General features: G+C 71.8%; 17 protein-coding genes and 1 pseudogene. 16 read left to right on the top strand and 2 right to left on the bottom strand.

Annotated features, from left to right (window positions below):
- Positions 1–33 precede the first annotated feature (33 nt).
- From ACZ6I3_RS27315 to ACZ6I3_RS27280, 8 genes and pseudogenes are all read left to right on the top strand, one after another.
- Positions 34–225 (top strand): ferredoxin, encoded by a 192-nt coding sequence (locus tag ACZ6I3_RS27315; RefSeq protein ID WP_469418138.1) that lies wholly within the window; start codon positions 34–36, stop codon positions 223–225.
- A 1-nt stretch (position 226) separates the two neighbouring features.
- Positions 227–1,021: pseudogene (locus ACZ6I3_RS27310) on the top strand (CoA-binding protein); the annotation flags it as partial.
- Positions 1,022–1,130: 109 nt separating this feature from the next.
- On the top strand, positions 1,131–2,288 hold the full coding sequence (locus tag ACZ6I3_RS27305; protein ID WP_469418136.1) for an acetate--CoA ligase family protein: 1,158 nt from the start codon (positions 1,131–1,133) through the stop codon (positions 2,286–2,288).
- Between the two features lie 20 nt (positions 2,289–2,308).
- Entirely contained in the window at positions 2,309–3,481 is a 1,173-nt protein-coding gene (locus ACZ6I3_RS27300; protein ID WP_469418135.1) for an acyl-CoA dehydrogenase family protein, read from the top strand.
- Positions 3,482–3,534: 53 nt separating this feature from the next.
- Entirely contained in the window at positions 3,535–4,707 is a 1,173-nt protein-coding gene (locus ACZ6I3_RS27295) for an acyl-CoA dehydrogenase family protein (protein WP_469418134.1), read from the top strand.
- Positions 4,708–4,760: 53 nt separating this feature from the next.
- Positions 4,761–5,663: a 3-hydroxybutyryl-CoA dehydrogenase gene (locus ACZ6I3_RS27290; protein WP_469418132.1), complete on the top strand. Its 903-nt coding sequence runs from the start codon at positions 4,761–4,763 to the stop codon at positions 5,661–5,663.
- 47 nt (positions 5,664–5,710) lie between these two features.
- Positions 5,711–6,322 (top strand): TetR/AcrR family transcriptional regulator, encoded by a 612-nt coding sequence (locus ACZ6I3_RS27285; protein ID WP_469418130.1) that lies wholly within the window; start codon positions 5,711–5,713, stop codon positions 6,320–6,322.
- A gap of 86 nt (positions 6,323–6,408) precedes the next feature.
- Positions 6,409–7,146 carry an SDR family oxidoreductase gene (locus ACZ6I3_RS27280; protein WP_469418129.1) on the top strand — a complete coding sequence of 246 codons (738 nt, stop codon included), beginning with the start codon at positions 6,409–6,411 and terminating at the stop codon, positions 7,144–7,146.
- A gap of 10 nt (positions 7,147–7,156) precedes the next feature.
- Here the strand turns inward: ACZ6I3_RS27280 and sigJ are convergent, their stop codons facing one another.
- Positions 7,157–8,071, bottom strand: a complete 915-nt coding sequence (sigJ, locus tag ACZ6I3_RS27275; protein ID WP_469418128.1) for an RNA polymerase sigma factor SigJ — start codon at positions 8,069–8,071, stop codon at positions 7,157–7,159.
- 70 nt (positions 8,072–8,141) lie between these two features.
- Positions 8,142–9,821, bottom strand: a complete 1,680-nt coding sequence (locus ACZ6I3_RS27270) for an NAD-dependent malic enzyme (protein ID WP_469418127.1) — start codon at positions 9,819–9,821, stop codon at positions 8,142–8,144.
- 119 nt (positions 9,822–9,940) lie between these two features.
- Between ACZ6I3_RS27270 and ACZ6I3_RS27265 the strand changes: the two genes are divergently transcribed.
- The 8 genes from ACZ6I3_RS27265 (at position 9,941) to hypA (ending at position 16,405) form a co-directional block, all read left to right on the top strand.
- Positions 9,941–11,476, top strand: a complete 1,536-nt coding sequence (locus ACZ6I3_RS27265; RefSeq protein ID WP_469418125.1) for a hypothetical protein — start codon at positions 9,941–9,943, stop codon at positions 11,474–11,476.
- A 1-nt stretch (position 11,477) separates the two neighbouring features.
- Complete coding sequence (locus ACZ6I3_RS27260; protein WP_469418124.1) at positions 11,478–12,569, top strand: NADH-quinone oxidoreductase subunit B family protein; 1,092 nt, start codon at positions 11,478–11,480, stop codon at positions 12,567–12,569.
- A 61-nt stretch (positions 12,570–12,630) separates the two neighbouring features.
- Positions 12,631–14,424, top strand: coding sequence for a nickel-dependent hydrogenase large subunit (locus ACZ6I3_RS27255; protein ID WP_399015116.1), 1,794 nt, complete (start codon positions 12,631–12,633; stop codon positions 14,422–14,424).
- Positions 14,417–14,968, top strand: a complete 552-nt coding sequence (locus ACZ6I3_RS27250; RefSeq protein WP_469418122.1) for a NifU family protein — start codon at positions 14,417–14,419, stop codon at positions 14,966–14,968. Before ACZ6I3_RS27255 ends, ACZ6I3_RS27250 begins: the two co-directional genes overlap by 8 nt.
- Entirely contained in the window at positions 14,965–15,561 is a 597-nt protein-coding gene (locus tag ACZ6I3_RS27245; RefSeq protein WP_399015112.1) for a DUF5947 family protein, read from the top strand. Before ACZ6I3_RS27250 ends, ACZ6I3_RS27245 begins: the two co-directional genes overlap by 4 nt.
- A gap of 41 nt (positions 15,562–15,602) precedes the next feature.
- Positions 15,603–15,809 (top strand): hypothetical protein, encoded by a 207-nt coding sequence (locus tag ACZ6I3_RS27240; RefSeq protein ID WP_469418120.1) that lies wholly within the window; start codon positions 15,603–15,605, stop codon positions 15,807–15,809.
- Between the two features lie 34 nt (positions 15,810–15,843).
- Entirely contained in the window at positions 15,844–16,041 is a 198-nt protein-coding gene (locus ACZ6I3_RS27235; RefSeq protein ID WP_391100313.1) for a hypothetical protein, read from the top strand.
- A 7-nt stretch (positions 16,042–16,048) separates the two neighbouring features.
- Positions 16,049–16,405: a hydrogenase maturation nickel metallochaperone HypA gene (gene hypA / locus ACZ6I3_RS27230; protein WP_469418119.1), complete on the top strand. Its 357-nt coding sequence runs from the start codon at positions 16,049–16,051 to the stop codon at positions 16,403–16,405.
- The last annotated feature ends 95 nt before the right edge of the window (positions 16,406–16,500 follow it).

The raw sequence follows: 16,500 nt of genomic DNA, 5'->3' as shown, positions 1-16,500 counted from the left end.
CCCCCGGCCCCCGCCGCTCTGAAAGGACCCGCCGTGAAACTCCTGCTGGACTCCACCCGCTGCCATGGCTACGGCCTCTGCCAGGAACCCGCACCCGAGCTGATCGAGCTCGACGAGTGGGGCTACGCGCAGGTCCGCCCGGCCGAGGTGCCGGACGGCGACGCGGACGCCGCCGAGGCCGCCGTCGCCGCCTGCCCCAACTCCGCGCTGCGGCTGGAGAAGTGACATGGGACGCGACCTCTCGGCCCTCTTCGACCCCGTCTCCGTCGCCGTCGTCGGAGCCAGCGACGACCCGGCCAAGTACGGCCACGCCATCGCCGCCCAGGCCATCCGTGCCAACGGCCGGCGCCCCGTGCACCTGGTCAACCGCCGAGGCGGCACGGTGCTCGGCCGTACCGTCGCCACCAGCCTGAGCGCGGTCGGCGAACCCGTCGACCTGGCGGTGGTCTCGGTGCCCGCCGCCGGATTCGAGGACGCCGTCGACGAGGCACTGCGGTGCGGGGCCCGGGCGATCGTCGCCATCACAGCCGGTTTCGCCGAGACCGGCGACGCGGGGCGGACACGGCAGCAGGCCGTCGCCGAAAGCGTCCGTGCCGCCGGTGCCGTGATGGTCGGACCCAACTGCCTGGGGATCGCCGACAACACCACCGACCTCTTCCTGGCCTCCGACACCTTCACCCCCGGAGGTGTCGCGCTGCTCAGTCAGAGCGGCAACCTCGCCCTCGAACTCCAGCTCCGCTTCCGCCCGCACGGCCTCGGCTTCTCCCGGTTCGTGTCGCTCGGCAACCAGGCCGATGTCACCCTCGTCGACCTGCTCGCCGACTGCGCCCGGCACGAGGGAACCCAGGCCATCGCGGTCTACGCCGAGGACTTCGGCGACGGACGCGCCTTCGCCGAGGCGGCCGCCGACGCCGGGAAACCCGTCGTGCTGCTCACCGCCGGCCGCGGGGACGCCTCCGCACGCAGCGCGCAGTCGCACACCGGCGCGCTCACCACTTCGGCCGATGTCGTGACCGCGGCCTGCCGTGACGCCGGTGTGGAACTGGTCGCCACCCCGCGCGAACTCACCGTCGCCCTGGCCGCGTCGAGCGGCGGGCGCCGGGCGCCGGGCGCCGGGGCGCCGGGTCGCCGTGCTCACGGACGGCGGCGGGCACGGCGCCGTCGCCGCCGACGCCGTCGAGGCCGCCGGGCTCGCCGTGCCCGAACTCCGGGAGCCGACCAGGCGGCAACTGCGGGAAACCCTCTGGGAACAGTCGGCCGTCGCCAACCCGGTGGATCTCGCCGGGATGGGCGAGCAGGACCCCGGCTCGTACGCCGAGACCGTCGCCGCTCTCCTGGTGGCCGAGGAGGTCGACGCCGTGCTGATGACCGGCTACTTCGGCGGCTACGCGGCCGCCGGCGGCGGGCTCGGCGGGGGTGGCGCGGCGCTCGCGGCCGGGGAACAGGAGGCCGCACGCCTCATCGCCGCCCGGCACCGCGCCACCGCCAAACCCATCGTGGTGCAGTCGATGTACCCCGAGTCCCCCAGCTGCCGCACGCTCGCCGCCGCCGGCATACCGGTCTTCGCCGCCACCGAGGACGCGGCCCGCGCCCTCGCCGCTACGGCCCCCGCCGGACAGCGCACCGGAGTCACACCGCTTCCCCGGCCGGCATCCCCGCTGCGCGAGAGCGGCTACCTGGAGACCCGCAGAGCCCTGGAGGAAGCCGGACTCGCCTTCCCCGCCGCCCGTGAGGTCCACGACGAGGCCGAACTCCTCGCCGTAACCGAGGAGTTCAGCGGGCCCTACGTCCTCAAGGCACTGCACCTCCTGCACAAGTCCGACGCCGGAGGAGTGGCACTCGGCCTGGCCGGGCCAGGCGAACTGCTCGCCGCCTTCCGTGAGATGCGTGCCCGACTCGGCGCCTCCTCCTACTCCGTGGAGGCCATGGCCGACCTGACCGACGGCATCGAGCTGATCGTGGGCGTCAACCAGGACCCGCGCTTCGGCCCCGTCGCCATGGTGGGCCTCGGCGGTGTGCTGGCGGAGGCACTGCACGACGTCGCATTCACCCTCGCCCCCGTCTCCGCCGACCGGGCCGAGACCCTGCTGCGCGGACTGCGCACCGCCGCCCTGCTCGACGGGGTGCGGGGCAAGCCACCCGTCGACGTCGCCGCCGCCGCGAAGGCCGTCGAGACGATCACCGCGTTCGCCGCCGCCCACCCGGAGTTCGCCGAGATCGAGGTCAACCCCCTTCTCGTACGCCCCGACGGCGTGCTCGCCCTCGACTCCCGAGCCGTACTCGCCTGACCCCACTGGAAGAGGCCCCCATGGAACTGCGCTACACCCCCGAGCAGACCGACCTGAAGCGTCGCGCCGCCGACTACGCAAGGCTGCTCATGCGCTACGAGGACCAGTCCGAGCAGGCCGGCGGACCCCTGCCGCAGCAGCTCGTCACCGAACTGACCCGGGCCGCCATGGACGCCGGCGTCTACGCCATCAACATGCCCGCCGAGTGGGGCGGCGCCGGGCTCAGCCTCCTCGACCAGGTCATCGTCGAGGAGGAGTTCGGCAAGGTCACCAACTGCCTGTGGGACATCCCCTGGCGGCCCGCCAACGTGCTGGCCTACGGCGATGAGCGGCAGCGCGAGAAGTACCTGCTGCCGGTGATCCGCGCGGAGAAGTTCGACGCGTTCGCCGTCACCGAGCCGGGCGCGGGGTCCGACCCGTCCTCCGGCACCTCCACGGCCGACCGCACCGACGGCGGCTGGGTGCTCAACGGCGAGAAGTGGTTCGTCACCTGCGGCGACATCGCCGACTTCCTGCTGGTGCAGGCGGACGCGGGCCCCGAGCGGCAGCCCACGCTGTTCTTCGTGGACCGGGCCGCGCCCGGCGTGGAGATGACCCGCATCCCGCACTTCATGCACTCCGCGGTCAACGGGCATCCCGAGTTCACCTTCACCGACGTCTTCGTGGCCGACGAGGACGTGCTCGGCGGCGTGGGCAACGGCTACGAGCTGACCAAGGAGTGGTTCACCGACGAACGCCTGATGATCGCGGCCCGCACGGTCGGCGCGGCCGAGCGAGCACTGCGACTCGCCCGTGACTGGGCCGTGGAGCGGGAGCAGTTCGGGGCGCCGATCTCCTCGTACCAGCTGATCCAGGGCATGCTCGCCGACTGCGCCGTGGACATCGCCGTCAACCGCGCCTACACCCACCAGGTCGCCTGGGAGGCCGACCAGCCGGGCACCGACCGCAAGACGCTGCACGCCAAGGCCTCCACCGCCAAACTCGCCGCCAGCGAGGCCGCAGGCCGGGTCGCCGACCGCTGCCTCCAGATCTTCGGCGGCCGGGGCTACGACCGCACCTACCCCGTCGAGCGCATGTACCGCGAGCTGCGCGTCGACCGGATCTGGGAGGGCACCTCCGAGATCCAGCGGCTGATCATCGCCAACGAGCTCATCAAGCGCGGCACGCGCGCCCTCGCCCTGCCCACGCACTGAAACCACCCCACTCAACACCCCACTCAACACCCCACCGCTCAGCGAGGACTTCCATGGACTTCCGCCTCACCCCGCGCCAGGTACGGCTCAAGGCCGACGCGCGCGCCCTCACCGACTTCATCGCCACGTACGAGACCCAGTGCGAGGAGGACAACGGCCTCCCCGCCGACGCGCACGCCAAGATCCGCGACGCCGTCCTCGACGCCGGACTCCAGGCCGTCAACATGCCCGCCGAGTGGGGCGGCGCCGGACTCACCATCGCCGAACAGGCCACGGTGCAGGAGGAGCTGGGACGGCTCACCGGCGCCCTGTGGGACATGGTGTGGCGGCCCGCCAACGCGCTGCGCTTCTGCACCCCCGAGCAGCGCGAGCGGTTCCTCATCCCGGTGATCAACGGCGAGCGGCGCGACTGCTACGCCGTCACCGAGCCCGGCGCAGGCTCCGACCCGCAGAACCTCGCCACCACCGCCACCCGGAACGACCAGGGCTGGGTGCTCAACGGCGAGAAGTGGTTCGTGACCGTCGGGGACCACGCCGACTTCATGATCGTGCTCGCGGCGGCCGGGCCGGAGCGCGCACCCACCCTCTTCCTGGTCGACAAGGACACCCCGGGCATCGAGATGACGCGCGTGCCGCGCTGGATGCACACCTTCGTCTACGAGCACCCCGAGTTCACCTTCACCGACGTCCAGGTCGGCGAGGACGCCGTGCTCGGCGGCATCGGAGAGGGCTACGACATCACGCGCTCGTGGTTCACCGAGGAGCGCCTGATGATCGCGGCCCGCACCACCGGGGCGGCCGAGCGGGCGCTGGAGCTGTCCCGGGACTGGGCCGTGGAGCGGGAGCAGTTCGGGGCGCCGATCTCCTCGTACCAGCTGATCCAGGGCATGCTCGCGGACTGCGCCGTGGACATCGCCGTCAACCGGGCCTACACCCATCAGGTCGCCTGGGAGGTCGACCAGGCCTCGGCCGAGGACCGCAAGACGCTGCACGCCAAGGCGGCCATCGCCAAGCTCTCGGCGAGCGAGGCCTCGGGCCGGGTGATCGACCGGTGCCTCCAGATCCACGGCGGGCGCGGCTACGACCGCTCCTACGCCGTCGAGCGCATGTACCGCGAGCTGCGCGTAGACCGGATCTGGGAGGGCACCTCCGAGATCCAGCGGCTGATCATCGCCAACGAACTCGTCAAGCGCGGCACGGGCGTCCTGGACCTGCCCGGCGCCTGACCCCTACCGCCGCGGACCGGAGAACCCGTCGCAGACCAGAGAGAGGAAGACGGATGACCGACATCAAGCGCGTGGGAGTCGTCGGCTGCGGGCTGATGGGCGCCGGCATCGCCGAGGTCTGCGCACGGGCCGGCGTACCGGTCACGGTCGTGGAGCGTGACGCGGAGGCGGCCCGGGCCGGCCGCCTCCGCATCGGCCGCTCGCTCGGCCGGGCCGCCGCCCACGGCAGACTGAGCGACGAACGACGGGAGACCGCCGACTCCCTGATCACCGTCGTCCATGAACTCGACCTGCTGCACGACCACGACCTGGTCGTCGAAGCGGTCGCCGAGGACGAGGCCCTCAAAGTCGACGTCTTCACCCGCCTCGACTCCGTGATCACCGGCGGCGACACCATCCTGGCGACCAACACCTCCTCCATCCCGGTCATCCGGCTCGCCGCCGCTACGACCCGGCCCGACCGGGTCGTCGGGGTGCACTTCTTCAACCCCGTGCCGGTCCTGCGCCTCGTCGAACTCGTGCCCTCGCTGCTCACGTCGCCCGCCACGGCGGCACGGGCCGAGGAGTTCGTGACCGGCACCCTCGGCAAGGAGGTGGTCCGCACCCGGGACAAGGCCGGGTTCGTCGTCAACGCGCTGCTCGTGCCGTATCTGCTGGCCGCCGTCCGCATGGTGGAGTCGGGCAGCGCGACCGTCGAGGACGTCGACCGGGGCATGGTCCTCGGCTGCGCGCACCCGCTCGGCCCGCTGGCCCTGACGGACCTGATCGGCCTGGACACCACGCGGGCCATCGCCGAGTCGCTGTACGCCGAGTTCCGCGAGCCCCAGTACTCACCGCCCCCGTTGCTGTCCCGGATGGTGGAGGCCGGTCTGCTGGGACGGAAGTCCGGGCGGGGCTTCCACACGTACGACGAAGAACCGCGGCAGGAGGCCCCGGTACGGGCCGGCCGGCCGTGAGGGAAGATGGTCATGGCCCACGACCACCGAACGAGGGGAGCCGCAGGGTGTCCACCAAGGTGCGCACGGCAGACACGCGCGAGCGCATCCTGACCGCGGCGTGCGAGGTCATCGCCGACATCGGGTTCGAGAAGATCCGCATGCGCATGGTCGCCGAGCGCGCCGGAGTGTCGACGGCGCTGCTCCACTACCACTTCGACACCCGCGAGAAGCTGTTCACCGAGGCGATGACGCACTCCTTCGCCCACACGGCCGTCGACCTCGAACGGGACGCGGAAACGGCTTCGGCGGCGGTCATCCTGGCCCGCATCCTGCGCAACCTGCTGCCGACCGATCCCCAGCTCCACCAGGACTGGCGGCTCTGGCAGGAACTCTGGGTCAGGGCGCTGCGCGACGAGGCCACCCGGGTCTTCGCCGTGGACCTCTACGCGCAGCTGCACGCCTGGGTGGGGGACGCGGTACGGCGCGGCATCGACTCCGGCGAGTTCACGCCGACCGACGTCGACGACCTCAGCACGCTCGTACTGTCCCTGAGCGACGGCTACGGCATCCGCCTCATGCTGCGCGACCCGACGGTCACCCTCGACACGGCGCTGGCCTCCGTCTGGCGCCATGTCTCCACCGCACTCGGGCTGCCGGACAGCGTCCCGACGGAGTGAATCCGCGCGGGCTGTCACAGACCCGGGCCCTGCCCTGTCTCTCTGGTGAGTCAGCAACGTCAGCAACTCATCGAACGGAGACAGTGATGAAGATCGTGGTCGTCGGCGGAACGGGCCTCATCGGCTCGCAGGTGGTCACGCTCCTGCGCGACAGGGGACACGAGGCCGTGGCCGCCGCCCCCACCACGGGCGTCGACACCCTCACCGGCGAGGGCCTCGCCGAGGTCCTCAAGGGCGCGGACGTGGTCGTGGACGTGTCGAACTCGCCGTCCTTCGACACGGAGCCTGCCCTGGACTTCTTCACCCGCTCGGCGCGGAACCTCTTCGCCGCCGAGAAGGAGGCAGGCGTCCGGCACCATGTCGGACTGTCCATCGTCGGTGTCGACCAGGTGCCCGGATACGGCTACTACGAGGCCAAGGTCGCCCAGGAGAACGCCGTGCGCGGCAGCGGCGTGCCCTACAGCCTCGTGCGCGCCACCCAGTTCTTCGAGTTCATCGCCCCGGTGCTGGACATGTCCACCGAGGGCGGCGAGGTGCGCCTGCCGTCCCTGCGGCTGCGTCCGATCGCCTCCGCCGAAGTGGCCGCAGCCGTCGCCGAGGCGGCTCAGGGCGAACCGTCGAACGGCATCCGCAACATCGCCGGACCCGAGACACACGGCCTGGACCGGCTCGGTGAGCTCACCCTCGCGGCGAAGCCGGACGGCCGGACCGTCGTCACGGACGAGACCGCCGGCCTGTTCGCGGGGATGCCCGACGTGCTCACCGGCGACGAGACCGCACACCTCTCGGCCATCCGCTACGAGGACTGGCTCCAGCAGCACTGAGGCCAGGAGGCTACGGGCGGTCGGTGAGCCTGTCGGCCGACCGCTCGTACGCCCTCAGCTTGTCCGGCGTCAGCACCCAGTAGAGCCCGTCGATGCCGTCAGGACCCACGGTGGCGCTCACCAGGGCGACAGCCACCCCGCCCTGGGCGAGCAGCAGACTGGGCTGTCCGTTGGCCTGGACTATGCCGTAGTCGGCACCGGGGAAGAACTTCTGGGCGAAGGCCGTCACCCTGGCCACGCGCCCGGCCCCCACGATCTCCAGCCGCGCCACGCCGCGCATGCCGTTGCCGTCCGCGTAGGCGACGACGTCGGCCGACAACACGGTTTCCAGCGCGGCGACGTCACCGTGCCGGGCGGCGGCCACGAAGGCGTCGAGCAGGCGCCGGTGCTGCGCCGTGTCGACCGGTTCCCGGCGCTCGGCGGACAGCCGCTTGCGGGCCCGGCTGACGATCTGCCGTGTGTTGGCCTGGCTCAGCTCCAGCATGCCCGCGATCTCGTCGTACGCGTAGTCGAACGCCTCGCGCAGCACATAGGCCGCCCGCTCCACCGGATTCAGCCGCTCCAGGACCAGCAGCACGGCCAGCTCCAGGGCCTCGCCGCGCTCCGCGCCGACCTGCGGATCGACGCTCGTGTCCACGGGCTCGGGCAGCCACGGCCCGACGTAGGCCTCCCGGCGCACCCGCGCCGACTGCGCCACATTGATCGCCAGACGGGTGGTGATCTTCGCCAGGAACGCCCCGTGATCGAGCACCGCGCCCCGGTCGGCGCCCTGCCAGCGCAGCCACACGTCCTGCACCACGTCCTCGGCCTCGGACACACTGCCCAGGACGCGGTAGGCGATACCGAACAGCCTGAGTCGCAAGCGCTCGAAGGCGTCCGCCGCCGCGTCCAGCGCGTCGTCGTCGAGGGGCTGCCGCTGGTCCATGCTGCCGATGCCTCCGGGTTCGACCGTCGTGTGTCCGACAGTACGTCCCCCAGAGCGCTCGGACGGGTTCCTAGGCCTCGTAGCGGGGTGTCCACTGCGCCTGTGCGACCGCCTTGCGCAGCTCCTCCTCCGTCGCGTGCGGGGCCACCCCGTCCTCGACGGCGGCGAGGGCCGCGGCCAGGGCGATCTCGCGGGCGGAGTCCCGCATCCCGGTCAGGGGCGGCAGCAGCGGCACGGGTCCGTCCTCGCCGTCCGCCGCCCGCACCGCGCACTCGGCGACGGCCCGCGCCGCGGCCACGAGCATGCGGTCGGTGACGCGGGTGGCGCGGCTCGCGGTCACCGCGAGCCCCATGGCCGGGAAGACGTACACGTTGTTCGACTGCGCCACCGGCACCTCGTGCCCGTCCACCGTCAGCGGCGGGAAGGGCGAGCCGGTGGCGATCAGCGCCCGGCCCTCGGTCCAGCGGGTGAGGTCGGCGGGCTCGGCCTCGGAGTGGGAGGTGGGGTTGGAGAGCGGGAAGACGACGGGCCGTTCGCACGTCGAGGCCAGCTGCCGCACGATCTCCTCGGTGAACGCGCCGTGCGCCGTCGACAGCCCGATCAGCGCCGTCGGCTCGACGCGGCGCACCACCTCGGCGAGGCCGGTGCCGTCCCAGTCGGCCACCTCGCTGTCGTCGCGCGCGAACACCCGCTGCTGCGGGGTCAGTTCCGAGCGCGAGGACACCAGCAGGCCGTCCACGTCGAGGATCCAGAACCGCGCCGTGGCCGCGTCCTCCGACAGCCCCTGGTCGACCATCGCCGTACGGATCATGTCGGCGACGCCGATGGCCGCCGAGCCCGCGCCGAGGATCACCAGCCGCTGGTCGGGCAGCGCAGTGCCGGCCACGTCCGCCGCGGTGGACAGGGCGCCGAGCGCGACGGCAGCGGTGCCCTGGATGTCGTCGTTGAACGTGAGCAGCCGGTCGCGGTAGCGGGCCAGGATCGGATGAGCGTGGGCGGTGGCGAAGTCCTCCCACTGGAGCAGCGTCCCGGGCAGCTCCGCCTCGACCGCCGACACGAAGGCCTCGATCATCTCGTCGTACTCGGCGCCGGTCAGCCTGCGCTCTCGCCGGCCCAGGTAGCGCGGGTTGTCCAGCAGCGCCTCGTTGTCCGTGCCGACGTCCAGCAGGATCGGCAGCGTACGGGCGGGGTGGATGCCGCCGATCGCCGTGTACAGGCTGAGCTTGCCGATCGGGATGCCCATGCCGCCCACGCCCTGGTCGCCCAGTCCCAGGATGCGCTGTCCGTCGGTGACGACGATGACGTCCACGTCGTGGTCCGGGTACGGGCGGTTGCGAAGGATGTCCCGGAAGCGGTGCCGGTCCTCCCAGCTCAGGAACAGCCCGCGCGGCCGCCGGTAGATCTCGCTGAAACGCCGGCAGGCCTCACCCACCGTCGGCGTGTAGACGACGGGCAGCAGCTCCTCCAGGTACTCGGTGACCAGACGGTAGAAGAGCACCTCGTTGGTGTCCTGCAGCTGCCGGAGATAGATGTGCCGGTTGAGGGGCTTGTCGTAGCCGTGGAACGCCTCGTAGGCGCGGGCGACCTGCTCGTCCAGGGTCTCCACGGCGGGCGGCAGCAGCCCGTCGAGCCCGAGCTCCGCGCGTTCCCGCCGGCTGAAGGCGGTGCCCTTGTTGACCAGCGGGTCGGCCAGGGTCGTGACGGCGGGGCTCGTGGTCGTGCGGGGGTGGCGATTCATGGGCTGGTCCATGAGGTGACGACTTCCCCACCCCGAACGGCCCAACCGAATGGGCCGGAGGAGGCGGGGGCGGATGAGCGGTGTGACCGTGGTGGAAGGGATGCGCGTGCACACACGGACGAGGAGGCGCGATGGCCGAGGGACTGGTCGAGGGCGGCAGGGAGTGCGCTGCCACGACGGGCGGCGCGGAACAGCCGCCGGAACGGTCCCCGGGCGCCTTCGAGCAGCTCAGCGCCGTCGCCGACGCCGTCCTCTACGAGGGCTACCTCCTCTACCCCTACCGCCGGTCCTCGGCCAAGAACCGCGTCCGATGGCAGTTCGGGGTGCTGTTCCCCCGGGACTGGGTGGAGGCGGACGGCCCCGTCGTCCCCGGTGTGTCGGGCTCCGCCGACTCCTGGTACCAGCAGACCGAGTGCCTCCTGCGGATCCGGCGGCCCGGCGACGCCTCCGTCCGCGTGCGGATCCGCTACCTCCAGGCGCAACGCAAGCAGATGGAGGACAGCGGCCGGCAACCCGTCGCGTCGCTGCGCAGCGACGACGGCACGGTGCATCTGACCTTCGACGAGGCGGTACCGCGCGAGTGTGAGGTCGTGGTCCCCCTCCACGAGCTCCTCGACTCGGGACGCGCCGTCCCCGTGGGCGCCGCGGCAGGCGTGGACGTCGAGCCGCTGCCCGGGGGCGCCGGGCGGGTGGTACGGCACCGCGACGAGGTACGGGCCGACACCACCGTCACCGCCGAGCGCCTCACCGACGACCTCTGCCGGCTGCGCGTCCGCACGGCCAACACCGGGCCCGCACCGGAAGGACGGACCGCGCGTGACGAGGTCCTGCGCCGGGCCCTCATCGCCACCCACACCCTCATCGGCGGCGACGGGGTGGAGTTCGTCTCGCTGACCGATCCGCCGACGGACCTGGCCGCACCCGCGCGCTCCTGCCGCAACGAGTTCACCTTCCCCGTCCTCGGCGGCACGGCCGAGGACGCCGGGCACCTCCTGCTGTCCGCGCCGATCATCCTGCCCGACCACCCCCAGGTCGCCCCCGAGAGCCCGGGCGACCTGCACGACGCCGCGGAGATCGACGAGATCCTCACCCTGCGCACCATGCTGCTGACCGACGAGGAGAAGCGCGAGGCGCGCGCCACCGACCCCCGGGCGGCAGCGATCCTCGACCGGGTCGACACCATGCCGCAGGAGGTCTTCGAACGGCTGCACGGTGCCGTCCGCTCCCTGGCACCGGTCGCCCCGGCGGCCGCTCCGGCAACCGCCGAACGCCCCGCCTGGTGGCAGGAGGGCGCCGACGACGGTCTCTCCCCGACCACCGACACCGTGCTCGTGGACGGCGTGCCCCTCCGCGGCGGCAGCCGCGTCCGGCTCCGTCCCCGCGTACGAGGCGCCGACGCCCAGGACATGTTCCTGGCCGGCCGGACCGCCGAGGTCTCCGCCGTCTTCCACGACGTGGACGGCAGCGTGCACCTCGCCGTCACCCTCGACGACGATCCAGCGGCCGAACTGCACACCTGGTACGGCCGCTTCCACTACTTCCGGCCCGACGAGCTCGAACCACTCGGGCCCGCCGGATCCCCGGACGAGCCGTCGGCACCGGCTCCCGTCGCGGCCAAGGGGCCGCACACGACCGACTCCGAGACCCCCGCAGCGGAGGCCGAGTGACATGACAACGAACAGCAGTACCGCCGAGGTCAGCAAGGAACCCGATCGCGCCGAGGACCGTCAGGGCTTCGACGAGATCACCATCCTCTGGATCTCCGAGGGCATGAGCTGCGACGGCGACACCGTCTCGCTGACCGCCGCCGACCAGCCCTCCATCGAGGACCTGGTGCTCGGTCTGATCCCGGGCCTGCCGAAGGTGAACCTGGTCAACAAGGTGCTCTCCCCGAGCCTGGGCGGCGAGGACTTCCTCGCTCCCTACCGGGCCGCCGTACGCGGCGAACTGGCCCCGTTCATCCTCGTCATCGAGGGCTCGGTCCCCAACCAGAACATCATCGAGGGCGACGGCTACTGGACGTCCTTCGGCAACGACCCGGAGACCGGCGAGCCGCAGCCCCTGAACTGGTGGATCGACCAACTGGCCCCCAAGGCCTGGGCGGTGGTGGCCGCCGGCACCTGCGCCACCTTCGGCGGCATCCACGCCATGTCCGGCAACCCCACCGGCTGCATGGGTCTCGCCGACTACCTCGGCTGGGACTACACCTCGCAGGGCGGGCTGCCCATCGTCAACGTGCCCGGCTGCCCGATCCAGCCCGAGAACTTCATGGAGACCCTGGTCTGGGTCCTCTACCACGCGGCCGGTTCCGCGCCCCCGCCGCCGCTGGACCACATGCTGCGCCCGCAGTGGCTGTTCGGGAAGACGGTCCACGAGGGCTGTGACCGCGGCTCGTACTACGAGCAGGCCAGCTTCGCCAAGGACTACAACTCGCCCAAGTGCCTGGTCAAGACGGGCTGCTGGGGCCCGGTCGTCAACTGCAACGTGCCCAAGCGCGGCTGGATGGCCGGCATCGGCGGCTGCCCCAACGTCGGCGGCATCTGCATCGGGTGCACGATGCCCGGCTTCCCCGACGCGTTCATGCCGTTCATGGACGAGCCCCCCGGCAGCACCCTGTCGTCGCTGGTCGTCAAGCCGTACGGGGCCGTCATCCGCCGGCTGCGCGGCGTGACCAACGAACTGGTCAACCACGAGCCCAGGTGGCGCCACAACAAGCGCAAGCTGACCAGCGGCTACGACCCGCACTGGCGGTCCTCATGACGCCCGGCACCGACCGCACCACCCACCCCCACACCACCGACAGCGAGGGGCAGTACCGCAGATGACGACCACCGAGGCCCGGCCCACGGAGCGCAAGCCGCCACAACTCGTGGACATGTCCTGGGATCCGATCACCCGGATCATCGGCAACCTGGGGATCTACACGAAGATCGACTTCGCCAACCGGGAAGTCGTGGAATGCCACAGCACCTCGTCGCTCTTCCGCGGCTACTCGGTGTTCATGAAGGGCAAGGACCCGCGCGACGCGGGCTTCATCACGTCCCGGATCTGCGGCATCTGCGGCGACAACCACACCACCTGCTCCGACTACGCCCAGCAGATGGCCTACGGCGTCAAGCCGCCCCCGCTCGCCGAGCACATCGTCAACCTCGGTGAGGCGGCGGAGTACATCTTCGACCACACGATCTTCCAGGACAACCTGGTCTTCGTGGACTTCTGCGAGGCGATGGTCAAGGCCACCACCCCCAGTGTGCTGGCCCGCGCCGAACGCACCGAGGCGCCCCGGGGCGAGACCCACGGCTACCGCACGATCGCCGACATCATGCGCGCCTTCAACCCCTTCGAGGGCGAGGTCTACAAGGAGGCCCTGAAGGTCAGCCGGATCACCCGCGAGATGTTCTGTCTCATGGAGGGGCGGCACGTCCACCCGTCCACGCTGTACCCGGGCGGTGTCGGCACGATGCCGCAGCCGACCGCCTTCACCGACTACCTCAGCCGGCTCATGCGGGTCATCGACTTCGTGAAGAAGTCCGTCGCCATGAACGACGACGTCTTCGACTTCTTCTACGAGGCGATGCCCGGCTACGAGGAGGTCGGCCGCCGCCGCACCCTGCTGGGCTGCTGGGGCGCCTTCCAGAACCCCAAGACCGTCGACTACCGCTACGAGACGATGAACTCCTGGGGCAAGGACATGTACGTCACCCCCGGCATCATCGTCGACGGCGAGCTGGTCACCAACAACCTCGTCGACATCAACCTCGGCCTGCGCATCATGCTGGGCAGCTCGTACTACGAGGACTGGGTGAACGAATCGCCCTTCGTCACGCACGACCCGCTCGGCAACCCCGTCGACATGCGCCACCCGTGGAACCAGACCACCGTCCCGGTGCCGCAGAAGCGCGACTTCGACGACAAGTACAGCTGGGTGATGAGCCCGCGCTGGTACGACAAGCGGACCGACGACCACCTCGCCCTCGACACGGGCGGCGGCCCGCTCGCCCGCCTGTGGTCGACCGCGCTGAGCGGCATCGTCGACACGCCGTACGTCAAGTCCACCGGCCACAGCGTGCGTATCTCGCTGCCCAAGGGCGAGTCGCTGCCGGAGACCACCCTGGAGTGGCGCATCCCCAAGTGGAGCAACACCATCGAACGCGACCGCGCCCGGCCGTACTTCGTCGCGTACGCGGCCGCCATGGCCCTCCAGTTCCTGGAAGAGGCCATGGGGATGGTGCGCGCGGGTGAGACCAAGGTGTTCGAGAACTACGAGGTGCCCGACGAGGCGATCGGCTGCGGCTTCCACGAGGCGGTGCGCGGCGTCCTCTCCCACCACCTGGTGATCAAGGACAAGAAGATCGCCAACTACCACCCGTACCCGCCCACCCCGTGGAACGCCAGCCCCCGCGACATCTACGGCACCCCAGGACCGTACGAGGACGCCGTCCAGGGCCAGCCCATCTTCGAGGAGAACGGGCCGGACGAGTTCAAGGGCGTCGACATCATGCGCACGGTCCGCAGCTTCGACCCCTGTCTGCCCTGCGGTGTGCACATGTACGTCGGCAAGGGCAAGACGCTCACCACCCTGCACTCGCCGACGTACGGGGCGAACCATGGCTGAAGCCGCCGGAGCGAGGCTGGCCGACCCGGACGTCGAGGCCCGGCTCGCCCGGCTCGACGACCTGCTGGAAGGCCTCGAGTCCGCCCCCGGTCCCACCACCCGCTCCGCCACCGAGGCGGTCGCGCTCCTGACCGAGGTCTACGGCGAGGCACTGGCCCGCGTCATGGACCACGCGGACGGGACGCTGGCCGAGAACCTGGCCGACGACGAGCTGCTGGGCCACCTGCTGGTCCTGCACGACATCCACCCCGAGCCCGCCGAGCGCCGGGCGGCGCGCGCGGTCGAGCGGCTGCGGCCCGCCGTCCAGGAGCGCGGCGGCGACGTGGAGTGGGCCGGGGTGGAGGGGCAGGTCGCCCGGGTGCGCCTGACCTCGGGTGGCGGATGCGGCTCCGGCTGCGGCGGCGGAGGTTCCGAGGTCACCGACGCGGTCCGCGCGGCGGTCCTCGCCGTGGCCCCAGAGCTGACGGCGGTGGAGCCGCTGCCGAGCACACCGGCCCCCGCGTTCGTACCGCTCACCACGCTGACGACCCGGGACGCACGGTGACCACCGACGGGGCCCTGGCCCGCCTCATCCGCTCCTCGGCCGACCGTACGGCGGCGGCCGCGGAGGAGGTGTGCGACCTGTGCGCCGCGCCCCTCGCCGACGAGCACGCCCATCTCCACGACGCCGGGCAGGACGAGGTGCGCTGTGTCTGCCGCCCCTGCTCGGTGCTGTTCGCCGAGTCCGGGGCGGGTGGCGGCCAGTCCCGGCTGGTGCCCCGGCGCCGGGTCCGGCTGCCGCACGTCGACACGGCGGTGCTGGGCGTACCCGTCGGTCTGGTCTTCTTCGTGCCCCGGGCCGACGGCACCGTCACCGCACAGGGCCCGAGCCCGGCGGGGGCCATGCGCTGGGAGGTGGACGCGGCGGCCTGGCGGGAACTGGCCGGGACGGTTCCACAGCTCGCCACCGTGGAACCCGAGGTGGAGGCCCTGCTGGTCAACACCGTCCACGGTCTCGACCACCACTGGATCGTGCCCGTCGACGACTGCTACCGGATGGTCGCCGTCGTACGCCGGGAGTGGCGCGGCCTGTCCGGCGGAGGCCGGGTCTGGCCGGTCGTCGAACGGTTCTTCGAGGACCTCACCGAGCGGCCATGAGCACGCACTCCGCAGGTCGGAGGCGAGGAAGGAGAACACCCATGGGCAGCATCAGAGTGGGCCGGCCCCAGGCGAAGCCCGACACCCCCGGGCACATCGCCGGCATGCACCAGGGCAACAAGGGACGGTACGCGGAGCAGAAGGGACACCACGAGGACGGCACCGCCGACGCGCGCCGCTCCACGGGGATCCACTGGAAGCGGCATGACGCCCTCGTGGAGGGCATGCCGAACATCTCGCCGGGATGAGAGCCGTTCCCGGACGGAGCAGGGAGTCGCCGCAATGAAGGTCAAGAGAGCACGCAGACCCGTCGCGCGCAGGCGAGGCGGGATGAGCGGACAGCGGGTGCTGAAGGCAGAAGCCGCCCTGGTGGGCGGTCTGGCCCTGGCACTGGTGTGCTGGGAATGGCCCAGCCTGAGGCGCGAGGCACGGATCTGGCGGATGTCCGGCGGGTTCCGCGCGGGCAACCGGTATCCGTGATCCGGCCGTGCACGAACTGTCGATCGCGACCGCGATCATCGAGCGGGCCGACGAGCTGGCCCGGGCGGACGGGACGGACGCCGTCTCGACCGTGACCGTCCGGGTCGGCGAGCTGGCGGGCGTCGTCCCCGACGCCCTCGGTTTCGCCTTCGAGGTGGCCCGCGACGGCACCGCCCTCGCCGGGGCCCGGCTCGTGGTCGAGCAGGTCCCCGGGCAGGCCTGGTGCGGCCCGTGCGCCGAGGAGTTCCCGGTGGGCATGCCCCCGTTCTTCTGGTGCCCGCGCTGCGACCAGCCCTCCAGCGACCTGCGCAGCGGCCGGGAGCTGGAGATCACGGGCATCGAGCCGATACCGGCCTCCGCATAGCGGGGGGGGGGGGGGGGGGGGGGGGGGGGGGGGGGGGTAGGGGGGGGGGGGGGGGGGGGGGGGGGGGGGGGGGGGGGGGGGGGGGGGGGGGGGTA

This window comes from Streptomyces sp. NPDC041940 (genome assembly GCF_055589465.1).
Note: the sequence above shows the minus strand (reverse complement) of the source record. Positions and strands in the feature narration are given on the sequence as shown.

Bases quoted from the DNA above. Each gene is read 5' to 3' on its own strand.
- ACZ6I3_RS27250 (WP_469418122.1), top strand. From the start codon at position 14,417: ATGGCTGAAGCCGCCGGAGCGAGGCTGGCCGACCCGGACGTCGAGGCC.
- ACZ6I3_RS27280 (WP_469418129.1), top strand. From the start codon at position 6,409: ATGAAGATCGTGGTCGTCGGCGGAACGGGCCTCATCGGCTCGCAGGTG.
- sigJ (WP_469418128.1), bottom strand. From the start codon at position 8,071: ATGGACCAGCGGCAGCCCCTCGACGACGACGCGCTGGACGCGGCGGCG.
- ACZ6I3_RS27295 (WP_469418134.1), top strand. From the start codon at position 3,535: ATGGACTTCCGCCTCACCCCGCGCCAGGTACGGCTCAAGGCCGACGCG.
- ACZ6I3_RS27255 (WP_399015116.1), top strand. From the start codon at position 12,631: ATGACGACCACCGAGGCCCGGCCCACGGAGCGCAAGCCGCCACAACTC.
- ACZ6I3_RS27300 (WP_469418135.1), top strand. From the start codon at position 2,309: ATGGAACTGCGCTACACCCCCGAGCAGACCGACCTGAAGCGTCGCGCC.
- ACZ6I3_RS27260 (WP_469418124.1), top strand. From the start codon at position 11,478: ATGACAACGAACAGCAGTACCGCCGAGGTCAGCAAGGAACCCGATCGC.
- ACZ6I3_RS27265 (WP_469418125.1), top strand. From the start codon at position 9,941: ATGGCCGAGGGACTGGTCGAGGGCGGCAGGGAGTGCGCTGCCACGACG.
- ACZ6I3_RS27270 (WP_469418127.1), bottom strand. From the start codon at position 9,821: ATGGACCAGCCCATGAATCGCCACCCCCGCACGACCACGAGCCCCGCC.
- ACZ6I3_RS27235 (WP_391100313.1), top strand. From the start codon at position 15,844: ATGAAGGTCAAGAGAGCACGCAGACCCGTCGCGCGCAGGCGAGGCGGG.
- ACZ6I3_RS27240 (WP_469418120.1), top strand. From the start codon at position 15,603: ATGGGCAGCATCAGAGTGGGCCGGCCCCAGGCGAAGCCCGACACCCCC.
- ACZ6I3_RS27290 (WP_469418132.1), top strand. From the start codon at position 4,761: ATGACCGACATCAAGCGCGTGGGAGTCGTCGGCTGCGGGCTGATGGGC.